General features: G+C 38.2%; 11 protein-coding genes. 9 read left to right on the top strand and 2 right to left on the bottom strand.

What is annotated here, in order from left to right; genetic code table 11:
- Positions 1-10: 10 nt before the first annotated feature.
- The 3 genes from DKG80_RS02205 to DKG80_RS02195 are packed head-to-tail and all read left to right on the top strand — an operon-like array spanning position 11 to position 3,214.
- Entirely contained in the window at positions 11-478 is a 468-nt protein-coding gene (locus DKG80_RS02205) for an SRPBCC family protein (RefSeq protein ID WP_109829655.1), read from the top strand.
- A gap of 23 nt (positions 479-501) precedes the next feature.
- Entirely contained in the window at positions 502-1,920 is a 1,419-nt protein-coding gene (locus DKG80_RS02200; protein ID WP_109829654.1) for an SDR family oxidoreductase, read from the top strand.
- Positions 1,921-1,927: 7 nt separating this feature from the next.
- A complete protein-coding gene (locus DKG80_RS02195) occupies positions 1,928-3,214 on the top strand; it encodes a cryptochrome/photolyase family protein (RefSeq protein ID WP_109829653.1) in 1,287 nt (428 codons plus the stop codon).
- 92 nt (positions 3,215-3,306) lie between these two features.
- Here DKG80_RS02195 and DKG80_RS02190 read toward each other — a convergent pair whose 3' ends face one another.
- Positions 3,307-4,251, bottom strand: coding sequence for a hypothetical protein (locus DKG80_RS02190; protein ID WP_109829652.1), 945 nt, complete (start codon positions 4,249-4,251; stop codon positions 3,307-3,309).
- Between the two features lie 581 nt (positions 4,252-4,832).
- Positions 4,833-9,035, bottom strand: a complete 4,203-nt coding sequence (locus DKG80_RS02185; RefSeq protein ID WP_109829651.1) for a S8 family serine peptidase — start codon at positions 9,033-9,035, stop codon at positions 4,833-4,835.
- Positions 9,036-9,188: 153 nt separating this feature from the next.
- Between DKG80_RS02185 and miaB the strand changes: the two genes are divergently transcribed.
- From miaB to secG, 6 genes are all read left to right on the top strand, one after another.
- The gene (gene miaB, locus DKG80_RS02180; protein ID WP_109829650.1) at positions 9,189-10,643 is read left to right on the top strand and encodes a tRNA (N6-isopentenyl adenosine(37)-C2)-methylthiotransferase MiaB; all 1,455 of its coding nucleotides are present in this window, start codon (positions 9,189-9,191) and stop codon (positions 10,641-10,643) included.
- A gap of 13 nt (positions 10,644-10,656) precedes the next feature.
- Positions 10,657-11,967, top strand: coding sequence for a sigma-54 interaction domain-containing protein (locus DKG80_RS02175; protein WP_109829649.1), 1,311 nt, complete (start codon positions 10,657-10,659; stop codon positions 11,965-11,967).
- Positions 11,960-12,484 carry an LPS assembly lipoprotein LptE gene (gene lptE / locus DKG80_RS02170; protein WP_109829648.1) on the top strand — a complete coding sequence of 175 codons (525 nt, stop codon included), beginning with the start codon at positions 11,960-11,962 and terminating at the stop codon, positions 12,482-12,484. Before DKG80_RS02175 ends, lptE begins: the two co-directional genes overlap by 8 nt.
- 40 nt (positions 12,485-12,524) lie before the next feature.
- Positions 12,525-14,345: a hypothetical protein gene (locus DKG80_RS02165; RefSeq protein WP_162555632.1), complete on the top strand. Its 1,821-nt coding sequence runs from the start codon at positions 12,525-12,527 to the stop codon at positions 14,343-14,345.
- An 80-nt stretch (positions 14,346-14,425) separates the two neighbouring features.
- Entirely contained in the window at positions 14,426-14,647 is a 222-nt protein-coding gene (locus DKG80_RS02160) for a tetratricopeptide repeat protein (protein WP_109829646.1), read from the top strand.
- A 1-nt stretch (position 14,648) separates the two neighbouring features.
- A complete protein-coding gene (secG, locus tag DKG80_RS02155) occupies positions 14,649-15,020 on the top strand; it encodes a preprotein translocase subunit SecG (protein WP_109829645.1) in 372 nt (123 codons plus the stop codon).
- The last annotated feature ends 133 nt before the right edge of the window (positions 15,021-15,153 follow it).

Below are 15,153 nucleotides of genomic sequence, written 5' to 3'. Positions count from 1 at the left end.
ATCCTCAACCATGGCATTTTATCAATTCAAAGCAGAGCAAAAAATTCCAGCCTGTATGGAAGAAGTATGGTCATTCATATCTTCTCCTTCTAACCTCAAAAAAATCACTCCCGCATACATGGGGTTTAATATCACGAGCGACGTTCCGAAGCGAATGCACCCTGGACTAATTATCACTTACAAAGTGAGTCCACTGCTAGGGATCAAAACCGACTGGATGACTGAGATCACTCATGTAGAAGATGGTAAATATTTCGTCGACGAACAGAGAATAGGTCCATACGCGATGTGGCATCATCAGCATCACATCGAAGCTCACAATGATGGCGTATTGATGAAAGATATTATTACATATTCTCCCCCTTTTGGAATATTGGGTAGAGTAGCCAACCAACTATTTATTAAAAATAAACTGAAAGAGATATTCGATTTCCGAAGAGAAGCTCTAATTCGAGAGTTCGGAGAAGTAAAAAATTAGATTGATAATACATACTCGACCGCATGAAGATTCTACTTACAGGAGCTACTGGTTATATAGGAAAAAGACTATTACCCGCTTTGATCAAGGAGGGGCACCATGTTGTTTGCTGTGTCAGGGACAAAAACAGGTTTTCCCCTCCTACTTCGTTACTGAAAAGCTTAGAGATTATTGAAGTAGACTTTCTTGATTCTAAGACTCTAGTATCTATACCTAATGATATCGACGCAGCTTACTATCTCATGCATAGCATGTCTAGCTCGACTCAATACGAGACACTTGAAAAGCTGTCTGCTATGCACTTCAAGGAGAGAATATCTCAAACTAAGTGTGAGCATGTATTATATCTAAGTGGCATCATCAATCAAGATACACTAAGTCAACATTTGGCTTCAAGGAAAGCGGTGGAAGAGGAATTGGCTACTGGATCTTATCATTTTACGGCATTAAGGGCAGGTATCATTATAGGAAGTGGTAGCGCTAGTTTCGAGATCATCAGAGATTTGGTAGAAAAACTTCCTGTTATGATCACGCCAAGATGGCTCAATACCAAATGTCAGCCTATCGGAGTACAAGATGTGATTTCATTTTTGACGAAATCACTATTCAAAAAAGAAACCTATGACAAGAACTTCGATATCGGAGGACCGGACATACTTTCATACAAAGAAATGCTACTTGGCTATGCCCATATAAGAGGTCTGAGAAGGTGGATAGGTACTTTACCTGTAATGACTCCTCGGTTGAGTTCTTACTGGCTCTTTTTTGTCACATCTACCTCTTACAAGCTCGCCGTTGCTCTGGTCAACAGTATGAAAGTGGAAGTGATCTGTCGAGAGAGTAATATCAATCAAATCTTAAACATTACCCCTATCAGCTATCATGAAGCATTGAAACGAACACTGCTCAAAGTAGTGAGCAACCAGATCGTTTCTAGCTGGAAAGACTCATTGGTCAGCGGTAGATTCAAAACTAACATTTCTGAATTTTTGACCGTGCCTTCTTTTGGTTGTTTCAAAGATGAAAGATCTAAGGAGTACGAGGATCTTCAGACTTGTAAATCTAAGCTCTGGAGTATAGGAGGAGATACGGGATGGTACTATGCTGACTGGTTATGGAAGATCCGCGGATTCATTGATAAACTGGCTGGAGGAGTCGGCCTAAGAAGAGGAAGAACCCACTTAGATCAGATAGAAGCTGGTGATGCTGTAGACTTTTGGAGGGTACTTTATAGCAATAGACAAGAAGGACGATTATTGCTATTCGCAGAAATGAGACTCCCAGGTGAGGCTTGGTTAGAATTCAAAATATGTGGCAAAAAGCTCACTCAAACGGCTACTTTTCGTCCCAAGGGGCTATGGGGAAGAATATACTGGTGGAGTGTATATCCTTTTCATGGAGCTATTTTCGAGGGAATGCTTCGACAACTAACCACTATATAAAAACCTTATGAAAATTAACATCTTTTGGTTCAGACGAGACCTGCGCTTACATGACAATGTTGGTCTGACTGCAGCACTTAATTCCGGAAACCCTGTTCTACCTATATTCATTTTTGACAAAGAGATTCTTTCTGAACTAGAATCGGACGACCCTAGAGTACAATTCATTTATCAAAGTCTTTTGGTCATAGATGAGAAATTAAAGAAACATGGAAAGTCTCTAAAGGTTATTCATAATAACCCCATTGAGGCTTGGAAAGAACTGATCAAAGAGTTTGAAATCGAATCTGTGTTCACAAACAAAGACTACGAACCATATGCTATTGACAGAGATTTAGCTATCAAGGATTTGTTGAACGAAAAAGGGATTCAATTTCACTCATTCAAAGATCAAGTGATCTTCGAAGAGTATGAAATCGTAAAAGCCGATGGAAAACCATACACGGTATATACTCCTTACAAAAACAAATGGCTTGAAAAATTCAAAACCATTAGTCTTAAGCTAAAGGTCAAAACAACAACAATAGACGATCGTTTTTTTTCTTGCAATTACTCCTTTCCTAAATTAAATCAAATAGGATTCGAGCCTTCTACTATTCAGGTCGAACCGTATTCACTGATTCAGCTTGGCAACTACCACGACACTAGAGATTTCCCCGCTCAGAACAGCACTAGTTATCTAAGTCCTCATTTGCGATTTGGTACGGTAAGTGTCCGTGAAATGGTCAACTTTGCTGAAGAAACTAATTCCACTTTCTTGAGTGAACTCATCTGGAGAGAGTTTTTCATGCAAATACTATTTCACTTTCCCTATGTGGTATCTCAAAGTTTCAAACCAAAATATGAAGGTATACAATGGCGAAATGACAAAGTTGAATTTGAAAAGTGGTGCAACGGAGAGACAGGTTATCCAATTGTAGACGCAGGAATGCGTGAATTGAATGCTACTGGCTATATGCACAACCGTGTAAGAATGATCACAGCTAGCTTTCTAATCAAGCATCTGCTAATCGATTGGAGATGGGGCGAAGCATATTTCGCTAAAAAACTGCTAGACTTTGATCTGTCTGCTAACAATGGCAATTGGCAATGGGTTGCTGGTACAGGCTGTGATGCGGCTCCCTATTTCAGAGTCTTCAACCCTACTGAACAAGTTAAGAAGTTTGACAAGCAACTTGAATACATCAAAAAGTGGGTTCCTGAGTTGAATTCATTGGAATACCCTACACCTATCGTGGAACACAAGTTCGCAAGAGAGAGAGTTTTGGAAGCCTATAAATTAGCTACCGCATAAAAAACCCCAGCCTCATACGAGACCAGGGCATTCCACTTTAACCTATTACTTGATCCTAGTAGGATTCAAGACTTCGTACCTAATGCTAACTTTTATTTGCGTGTTGCTCTTTTAAACTTTCTTTTCCTATGTCTTGGATCAACTGTGATCTCTTCAGATACATCATCGATGGTCACTACTGCTAGATTATCACATTCACCATCACCGTAGTCGATCACCTTATCAGACTCTCCTTCTATAGCGATCGTTCTAGTTCCAGATACTGGAGCGTAAATTCTATCTTCACTATCTCTGCATGCTCTAGTATGAACTATTGGATCTTCTTCTACTACTGAATATGTATATGCCAAGCCATCTTTATTCACACCTGTAGCAGTTCCAAACTTAGCTGTCTGCACTACCTTACCATCCTCTAAGGTCATCACTCTTGTTCTGTCCGCAGTTCTAGTGACTATAGTACCATCTTCGAAGGTCAATGAACCTGTCATTGAGATTGCATGTGTAATTTCAGTATCAGACACAGCTGTGACCTCTACAGTCCGTGTACCTTCTACTGCAATACCGTCGAAAGAATAATCAACGAAGGATATAGTCTTAGTACTTCCTACCGTTTTTCTATCTCCACTCTTAGTGATTACGATCTGTCCAGCTCTTACAAGTCCTCTTCTACCAGTCACTCCTTCACCAAAATCAATTGTCGTGGTAACAGATCCATCCTCATTTTCTTCCTTAGTAATAGCTACCTCTTCACCGTAGGCATGATCTTCAGGTCCTGATTCAGTTAGTTTAGGGTCTTCGATGCTTCTACCATTTGACTGGGTAGCTGCAAAATTTACTTCAGAGATAATGTCAATATCCTCCAGTGCAGCATCGGTAGTGACTGAAGTATTAGCGTCTTCTTGAGAGATTTCAAATTCCGTGACTGCGGTTACTGGCGAACTATTGTTATCATCTATCAGATTAGTATCATCTTCACTACAAGAGTACAGCAGTGCTACTGATGCAAATACTCCTATTATTCCAGTTAGTCTTTTCATAATCATTTCATTTAAATTATTCCACTTTTAAGATTGATTTGCCCTTTTGACAACAGTCAGTCAGAAAGGTTTAATGCAGAATAAAAAAATGATAAAAAAACTTTAACCGATGATGCTATACCCTGAATAGAACCCAATTAAATATTTAATCACCTCCCTCTATATATTGACTTAACCACAAGTAATAAAATCACTTTCCCTCGTCATTTTATTAATTCCCATCGGTTTTTTCTATATCTCCCTCGATAACTTCAGTAACATCCTCTAAGATTTTATAACCCCCCTCGTAAATTTTACAGCTTCCCTCGGTGATTTTCATGTTTCCCTCGTCGTGGGAAGCTATTTTTTTACCGAGGGAAGCTTATTTTATATTGTGGGGACGTAATTTGATACCTCGAGAGACAATATAAATTAGGTAGGACTATAAATTTTAATGGTAGAAGATACCTTTAGGCTAATAGACCCCTGTAGAAAGTTGACAAGCCTTACTTGATTCCTAAAATGAATTTACAATAGTGGATATTAATCCTAAATCTCACGTACATGGATGTACATAATTCTATATAGAATAATCGTGTCTATTACCTCTCTCTAAATACCTGAAATATCTTTGAACTTTCGGAACTAGAAACTCTCACAAAGAATAACCCAGATTGCTTATCGTCAAAAGAAAGTATCATTAGACCATCTTCAATAGAAATGTAAACGGGAACTTGTCTACCCATTATATCATGAACAAAGACTTGCCTGTCGCTTGACACAGATTCGGTAATAAATAATTTATCGCGAAATGGATTTGGGTAGGCACCAATATTAGACATAGGGTTAGCTATATCAGCTGCCAACTCTATTTGATAATCCAGAGATACCGTATCAATACATCCTGTAGCACTTTCAGTCACGAGAGTCACTTTATACATATCTATTTCTCCAAAAGAGATCGTAGGAGAAGATGATTGATCTAATAATTCTCCATCGACAAACCATTGAAATGATTCTTTACTCTCATTACCATCGTATTCGAAAGTCGCTGTATTTCCTTCAGTCCAATAAAGTACTTCTGGAGTAGCTAGAATCTCTGTTTCATTACTTGAAATACTAAAATTAATTTCTACCAAATCACTCTCGACATAATTATCCACGGCTGCCATATAAATCACTGTATCTCGACCTATAGATTTCACCATCAACTCCGTACCGTAACCTAAGAATTGACTTCTAGCCTCATCAGCATAATAAACATATTTTTCTCCATTATCCGACTCTATTAGACTATCTGACCACTTGCATACTTCTATGCTCTTTGATGTAGGAGCTACTGATTTCAAAATTGGAATATTTCTCTGCGACACATCAATGCATCCTTCTAAACTTGTAGCGGTCAACTCTACGTCTACTTGTGAAATACCTGCTGGATCCAACTTGAGTAAAGAGGAACTACCTTGATCTATATTGTTCACCTTCCATGATACAGATACAGCCTCTACAGATTTATTGATCAACTGCATGGAATACCTACCGTCTGACTCTCTAAAAGGCACATCTTCAAAAATCGCTTCTACGGGATTGATATCTATGTCCACCGCTATACGTTTGCTTTCTTTAGTATCGATATGAGAGGACACATAATAAGTAGTAGGCTCATTCAAAGCTGGTGTAGTCCATTCCGTTCCTTGAAAAAACGGCAACTCACTAAGTTCCTCTGTCAAATAAAATTTTAAAACATTTGAATTAGAAGCGTCAAGGGTAACTACCCCTCCCTTACAAACTACTTCATCATCGATGATCGGAGCAGGACTTCTCTCATCTACTAAGTATTTAATGGTAACCTGAGCGTCACAGCCTTTATCATTTTTGATCTGTAAGTCAATGTCATACTCCCCTAGTGTATTAAAAAAGCTAGATGGATTTTGAGAGCTAGATAGATATCCGTTGTTAAAATCCCATTCCCATTCCGAAGCTTCACCGATGCTATTATCAGTAAAATTGACACGGTTATGTTCTATTTCACCCAAATACAAAACAGCAGGCTCTGCCTTAAAATCAGCTACCATATTCATAATATCGACGTCCACTCTTTTGAAATCTGAATAGTAGCCATCGGTGACTGATTGATAATAGAACGTACTATCCTTAGCAAACCCTGGAACGCTAAGTTTGATTCCTTCTGCTCCAACTATAGGTTCCAAACCCAATGCATCTTTGTACAGTTTTACAGTTTCAGTATTCTCAAACTGCACGGGGACATCTTCACAGATCTCAACATTCCAGTCTAAGTTTGGTGTGGCTAAAAACTGCGAGTACTTCATCTGAGCACTACCTTTCGCTACTATCAAATCAGATAAACTATTTCCGGTCAACCAAGTAAAAGCGACCTTAGCAGAGCCCTTGGAGGATAAAGTTCCTAAGTCGGCTATGAGTAATTGAGCTACATCGCTACCTGATACTCCTCCTGCCGAAGTATTGGAGGAATTCAAAGCATTATATTTCGATGTTTTTGAGAACTTTCCTCCTATTATATCTTCAAAAACGCTACTCCCACTTCTTACATTTATGGCATGGGGGTAATTAACCTGACTCGACAACAATGAAATTCCCACATATTGACTACTCAACTCATCATAGCTATACAAAATCCCACTACTCACATCCCAATCAACTTTATCGTTGTAAATATTATCTAGTCCTACATTAACATCTGCAAACAATCCCATTTTAAGATTATCCCTATCCCAATTCTTAGTATTGGTTACATAATACTCACTGATCAAATAGTCTTCATCGTCTATCAACAAGTACTCTTGTTCAATCAAAAGCCCTTGATCATTAGAAGCTCTACTATCAGCGAATAAGTTTCTGATATATTGATCAGTATCACTTCTATAGTATTCATTGATCTTTGTTACTTCTTCAAAATCATTCGAACGGGTAAAATTCGGATAGTCATTGATGACATTATCAGATATTGAGTCTGCGTGATTTCCTATGATTATTCCAGAATAAGGAACTTTGATATCGTCCCCTATTGTCATAGAAAAACTACTCATCGCAAAACTTGTAGATATTTGATAACCTATGGCGCTGGCACTATTGATGGTTACTGAAAACTGTCCATTACTCAAATCTGCCCAAGGAGAATTGGTATAGATGTCTATATATTCAAAATCTGAATAACCTCTATTATCCTCAAACTCCAAACGAATAGGAATCCTAGTGTTATAATCTGCCAAATCTGATACTACCAACTTCAATGAATAATCTTTGACCGTGTCCAGAGTAGCTATATTCCCAACCAAAAACTCATCATCTAATAGCTCAGCCATCAATGTCTCCACTTTAGCCTTGACCTTTAGCCCCTCTACAGGTCTCAAAATATTCACTAAATCAATACTGAGATCAATTGTATCACCTGCAAAAAGATTGGTGGTACCTAAGCTAGTGGCATCATATCCAGCGATTCTCACGGCGGCATTGTTCTTCTGCGACACAGCCTTATAGGCATTTAACCTCCCTTTGCCAAGTTTACCGTAGTAAGCCATATTAGTCCCAACATCATAAATTTCATCAGATGATATCCGAACTTGCTCCATGACTTGAAGTGCATTGTAATCTGGAAATTCAGCCCTTACTAAAGCAGCTACACCTGCTACAATTGGTGAAGCTAAAGATGTTCCACTTGCCGTGCCATATCCACCACCCTTTGTAGTAGTTTGGATATTGATACCAGGAGCACATAAATCTACCTTATGACTATAAGTACTCCACCATACGCGTTGATCATCATCCTCAGTCATCGCTACAGAAAGCACATTTCGATAGGAAGCTGGATAAAAGTCCAAATCAGCATCAGTATTCCCCGCCGACGCCACGATAACTAAATCCTTTTCTATGACTGCGTAATCAATCAAATCTTGAAGTATTTCACTTGGCCTTCCTGAACCTCCCCACGAAAGATTAAGAACGTCCAAACCTAAATCCGCAGCGTATAAAATGGATTCATAAGTACCATATCCTGAACGGTCTTTACTCCTAAAAACTTTGATTGGGAAAAAACTTGAATTAAACCCGACTCCAGCAACACCTAGCCCATTATCCGTGGTAGCTCCAAAGACACCTGCCACCTTAGTACCGTGACCATCAGCATCATCCGCATTATTATCATTATCTGCTATATCTACTCCAGAGAAGTCATCAACAAAGCCATTCCCATCATCATCAATCCCATTCACCGGATCAGCTGTATTAACATATCTATTACCTAATAAATCTTGATGATCAATATCTACACCTGTATCGCTGACTCCTATCACAATGTCAGAGCTACCTTGGGTAATATCCCAAGCACGATCTGCTTCAATAATATCGAGGTGTTTCTGAATAGAGAAGGAAGGGTCACTTGGTATATACAACAGTTCAATATCTGGCTCTGGCTCTACCGATGAGATATTATCATAATTACCAAGAATGCGACACAAGGAATCCAGATCAACACTTTCTTCTACTTCTAGTACAAAAACATTATCTAACCGAGAGTGTTTTTGTATCGTGCGCTGATTACTAGACCCATTTTTAGAACTAGGAAGACTAAGAGGTTTCGTTTTTTTAATACCAACGCAACCAGTTAATTCACTTAAAGAAATATTGTTATGATCGATTGATTTTTTGAGCTGGTCATCTTGCAGCATTTTGATGTAGACCCTTTTCGTCTGAGCATAGCTATCACCGAGCGATAAAAGCAGCGCTATGATTATAATCAATCTACGAGTCCACACACCTATTATCATAGTTTTCAAATGTATTTATTAACGAGTAGGTACATCAAACTATTTCTATGAATATACAACTATTTACGACAAGTTTCATCATTTATTAGCCTGATATAAACCTGCCAATATGTCGCATTTTTCTATCTTTGCGCTTTAGTTAATTGTAGCGAAGTGAAAGAGATAATAAGCGATTTGGATATTCTTCAGAAATCAGACCTTGAAAAGACTGAAGAAATACACATCACAAAAGAGGATAAAGTAGAAGGAAAGAAAAAACTCTACATCGAAAGTTATGGCTGTCAGATGAATTTCTCAGATAGTGAGATAGTTTCTTCTATCATGAAAAAAGAGGGATTCACTACTACATCCAATATCGAAGATGCAGATGTTACTTTCTTGAACACTTGCTCAATCAGGGAAAAAGCAGAGCAAACGGTCAGAAATAGGTTATCTCAAATCAATAAAACTAAGGAGAACAAACCTGAAATGGTAGTAGGTGTTTTGGGTTGTATGGCTGAAAGATTGAAATCCAAGCTACTAGATGAGGAAAAAATAGTTGATCTCGTAGTAGGCCCAGATGCTTATAGAGATCTTCCTAACCTACTAGAAGAAGTAGAAACAGGTCAAAAAGCAGTCAATACTTTCTTATCTAGAGAAGAAACTTATGCAGACATTAGCCCTGTTAGACTAAACTCTAATGGTGTTACCGCATTTATATCTATTATGCGTGGATGTGATAACATGTGCTCATTTTGTGTAGTTCCTTTCACTAGAGGTCGAGAAAGAAGCCGAGATCCTCAGTCCATCGTACAAGAAGCTCAACAGCTTTTTGAAAAGGGCTACAGAGAAGTGACACTACTTGGTCAAAATGTAGACTCTTACAAATGGTCGGCTGAAGAAAACAACAAGAAGAGATTAGAAAAGTCTGGTAGTGACGAAATCGTCACATTCGCCAACCTATTGGAAATGGTCGCTAAAGTAGATTCGGATTTAAGAGTAAGGTTCTCTACTTCTCACCCGAAAGACATTACAGATGATGTATTATATACCATGAAGAACTACGACAACATCTGTAAGTACATCCACCTTCCTGCACAAAGTGGAAACTCAAGGGTATTAGAACTGATGAATAGAACGTACGATCGTGAATGGTATATTCAGAAAGTAGATCGTATACGAGAAATTCTTGGTGATGAATGTGGTATATCCAGTGACATGATCACAGGGTTCTGTACAGAAACAGAAGAAGAACATCAAGACACAATTTCATTAATGAAATATGCTCAATATGACTTTTCATATATGTTTTTCTATTCAGAGCGACCAGGCACACTTGCTGAAAAGAAATACGAAGATGACATTCCATTGGATGTTAAAAAACGAAGACTCAACGAAGTCATCGCTTTGCAGATGGAACTATCCCATGATAGAAATAAAAAAGACGTAGGTAATACCTATAGAGTATTAGTAGAAGGCATTTCTAAAAAATCAGACCAGCAAGTACAAGGAAGAAACAGCGCCAATAAGGTAATTGTATTCGATGGAGATGCTAGTTTAAAGGGTCAATATGTTAATGTTCACGTGAACAGTTGTACTGCCGCTACTCTATTAGGCACTATGGTTTAACCAAATCTATTTTATCTTGAAAGAATCCGAAATTCAATCAATCAAGCAACGGTTCGGTATTATTGGCAATTCACCTCTCCTTAATCAAGCCATCAATGTAGCTGCACAAGTAGCATCTACTGATATGAGCGTCTTGATTACAGGTGAAAGTGGTAGTGGTAAAGAGTCTTTTTCTAAAATCATTCATTCCCTCAGCGCGAGAAAGCATGGTCAGTTCATAGCTATTAATTGTGGCGCTATCCCAGAAGGAACGATTGACTCGGAGCTATTCGGTCATGAAAAAGGATCTTTTACTGGTGCTCATGAAGCACGAAAGGGATATTTTGAAGTGACTGACGGGGGTACTATATTCCTAGATGAAATTGGTGAAATGCCTCTTGGTACTCAAGCAAGACTATTAAGAGTCCTAGAAAATGGTGAATTCATTAAAGTTGGCTCGTCCAAGGTCCAAAAGACCAATGTAAGAGTAATTGCCGCTACCAATGTTAAATTGATCGAAGCAGTTCAAAATAAAAAGTTTAGAGAAGACCTATACTACAGACTTAATACGGTTCCGATATATGTTCCCGCTCTTCGAGAAAGAGGAAATGATATTGAACTGCTATTCAGAAAATTCGCCTATGATTTTGGTGAAAAGTACCGAGTAGATCCAGTAAAACTGATGGATGAGGCTAAATTGATACTCAACAAATATCGATTCCCTGGAAACATCAGACAATTAAGAAATCTAGTTGAGCAAATCTCAGTACTAGAAATCGACCGGTTATTATCAGCAGAAACTCTGTCTAATTATATCCCGAGAGAATCCTCTAATCTTCCTGCCGTAATTGGAAACAAAGACTCTAAGGACACAGAGAACTTTTCAGAAAGAGATCTTTTATATAAAATTCTCTTCGACATGAAAAATGATATGAATGACTTGAAAAAGCTCGTTCTCAAAATGATAGAAAATGGCGAAGCTTCGGAAGACATCTTAAACCAGCACCAGAGCTTGTTTCAAAATCTCGAATCACCATCTGAAGCTCTAATTCCAACTACAGAAACTAATCACCCAACACACACTCAGCATGAGTCTATTGAACCTGCTGAAACGACCCCTTTGATTATAGATTCCGCGACTGACAGTATATCCGCTATCGACATTCATGATATCTCGGACGTCACAGAAGAAGAGGAATCTTTGTCTATAGAGCAAAAAGAAAAAGAATTGATAATCAAAGCCTTGAAAAAAAACCGCAACAAAAGAAAGTATGCAGCTAAAGATTTAGGGATTTCTGAGCGTACTTTATACCGCAAAATCAAATACTATGGCCTGGATGAATAGACTCAACCTCATTATTATAATAGCTTTTGCCGTCATGAATACTTCATGTGGCGTCTATTCTTTTACAGGAGCTTCTATTTCTTCTGAAGTTAAAACCATTTCGATACAGCAATTTTATAACAACTCTCCACTAGGTCCTTCCAATATGAGTATTACCTTCACAGAGGAGATTAGAGATTACTTTTTACAAAACACAAACCTTACATTAGTAGACGAAGAAGGGGATCTTCAAATAGATGGAAGTATTGAAAACTATACATTGACACCTGCAGCAGTTTCATCTAATCAATCGGAAAACGGAATTGATCTTGCTAGTTTGACAAGACTCACCATATATGTAAAAGCTAGCTATGTCAATATATATGATGACCAATTCGATTTTGATAAAACATTCTCATTCTTCAAAGATTTCGATCAAAACAGCCAAGATTTATCAGCTAATGAAGAAGAATTTGTTGAAGAAATCTTCGACCAGATCATTCTGGATATATTTAATAGCTCTGTGGCTAATTGGTAATTTTTGTTAACTTTAGCACCTTAGCATAAATCAAAAACCCTTGAATAAACAAAAGTTTGTTGAGTTAATGAGTGCTCCCGAAAAAATGTCTGGGAGCGATTTTGCCGAACTTGCCAAAGTTGTTGCTGCCAATCCCTTCTTTCAATCTGGTCAAATCGTCTTGGCTAAAGGAAGCAAAACTTATAAAAAGAACTTATCTGGTAGGTTAATCAACAGAGCGGCACTTTATGCTACAGATAGAAATTTATTCAAAGAGTACATAATAGGTAAAGTTCAATCTGTTCCAAAACCAACTTTAAACGCGAAAAGTGCCCCACCTGTTAAAAAAGTACAGGTTCCACCAACAATGGACTCCTCTGAGCAAGATGCTCTAATCAGAGACACTCTCTCAAACCTCAAAGGCTGGAAAGATAATCTAGAACAATATCTAGAATATGAAAAACAACATCCCGAAGAGATTGTTATTGAGCCTGTTGAAAAAACTCCTGAGCCTACTTCTATCGATACTTCCAGTATGGAATCTCTTAAAAGCCAAATTGCTGAAGAAGTAGAAAATGAAGAGATCCAGGCAGCTGTTAATAAGGTAGAACAACGGTTGACCCCAGAACCTGAAGAGCCTAAAATTGAAAAGCCTTCGGAGCCAATAAAAAATGAACTTGCAGAATCACTAGTATCTTCTGCTGAGGACGCATTTACAGCGGAAGAAACATTTACCCCTCCTCCTCCTATCGATAAGATAGAAGATCAAGTGGTTGAGAAGCCAGAAATACAAGAAACTAAAGAAGAGGTAAAAGAGGTTTTAGATAATTCTGAACCTACTTCTAATGAGATTCAAAAAGACATCCCACAAGATGAGGTGATTTCGGAACCGATTATTGAAAGTATCGATGATCTCGAGATAGACCTCAGCCTTGATATTACAGAGTCTAGTGATGCTGAAGAAATAGAGGAAACTATTCCTTCTAGCTCACCCCAACCTGATGTTACTCAGGAAGAGCCTGAAGAAACTGTTTCAGTACAAAAAGAATCGACAACCACTTCTATTGAGCCACAAATAGCTGCAATTGAAGAACCTTCAAGCCCTTCTTTGGAGCAAATAGAAGACATCCCTGTTCCTTCTCCTGAAGATGACTTAATATCTGCAGATGAACTATCTGCTATCGTAGATGCCGCAGAACAAGTTTTCAAATATCAAGAAGTAAAAGAAAAAGAAGAGGAAGCAGCTAAAACTGCAAACCTTGATAATATTTTCAAAAGCACTACGGAAGATAAACCAGCTCCAGCACAGGAACCCACTCCGCCGGCTCCAGTTGCTTCTGTGCCTGAGTCAGAACTAGATGCTGCAGAAAAAGCTGTAGATGATTTTGTCTCTAAAGAAAACGAAGAAGAGCAGAAAGAAGAACTTACAGAAACTGAAGTAGAGACAGATGAGGATGAACAATCAACCTCTGAGGAGTTAGAAACGTCAGTACCTGATGAAGTGGAAAATATCTCGATGGAGATTTCGAGTAATGACATTTCCACTACAGAGAATGAAGAGGTTCTTGATAGACTAGACAGCGAAAAACAGGCGTTGAAACTTGATATTGAGAAGAAAGATAGTGCTCCTAAAAAGTTTAGGCTTTCAGTAATGAAACGCCCCATTAACTTCACTAAAAACAAGCCCGAAGTTAAAACAACCTCTGAACCAAAAGCTAAAGAGGAAACTAAAGCAGTAGAACAAACACCTAAGAAAACAACTGCTAAAAAGAAAACACCGACTAAAAAAGCTTCCACTAAGTCAACTGCAAAAAAGACTCCAACAAAAAAAGCATCATCATCTAAGAAAACAGATGAGGGTGAAAAAAAAAAGCCCGAATAAACCCAAAAGCTAAACCGTCAAGAGAAGAACAAAACAATATTATTGACGCGTTCATTACTGCGGACCCTGGTAACATCAAAATGGAAAAGGGTTCGGTAACGAAGTTTGATAAAATCGAGGACTTGTCGATTGACAGTGCAGACTTCCCTGATGACCTTGTGACTGAGAACCTAGCGAGTATTTTGGAAGAGCAAGAAAACTATGAAAAAGCCATTTCCATGTACGATAAATTAATTTTGAAAAATCCTGAAAAAAAGACTTACTTTGCCTCCCAAATCGAAAAATTAAAGAAGTTAATATAATATGTTCGCTACAGTAATAATGCTCATCGTATTGGTTGCGTTTCTATTGATCATCGTGATTTTGGCACAAAATTCAAAAGGCGGTGGTATATCTAGCCAATTTGGTGGGGCTGGTGCTTCACAATTAATGGGAGTCAAGAAAACAGGAGACTTAATGGAAAATTTAACTTGGGGTCTTGCGATCGGTCTGATCGTACTAACGTTATCCACTAAGTTCATCATTCCTGAAATAGGCGGACAAGAATTCACATCTCCAAACATTGAAAGTGCAAAAGATAAAATAGTAGCTCCTAGTTTGGATGTAGCTACTCCTTCTGCGGAAGAAACAGAATCGTTGGGAGAAGAACTTAACGTAACTGACTCAGCTCAGTAAGATTTAAAAAATTTACTAAAGCCCTGATTATCATTGATAATCAGGGCTTTTCTTTTTAAACCTTTCAAAGCGACAAGTCTTGCCCCCGCATTTTACCGCTTCATGCATTGGCACTTTGCTATGAGGGGTTACA

Source organism: Reichenbachiella versicolor (assembly GCF_003171675.1).
GTDB classification, from domain to species: domain Bacteria; phylum Bacteroidota; class Bacteroidia; order Cytophagales; family Cyclobacteriaceae; genus Reichenbachiella; species Reichenbachiella versicolor.
Note: the sequence above shows the minus strand (reverse complement) of the source record. Positions and strands in the feature narration are given on the sequence as shown.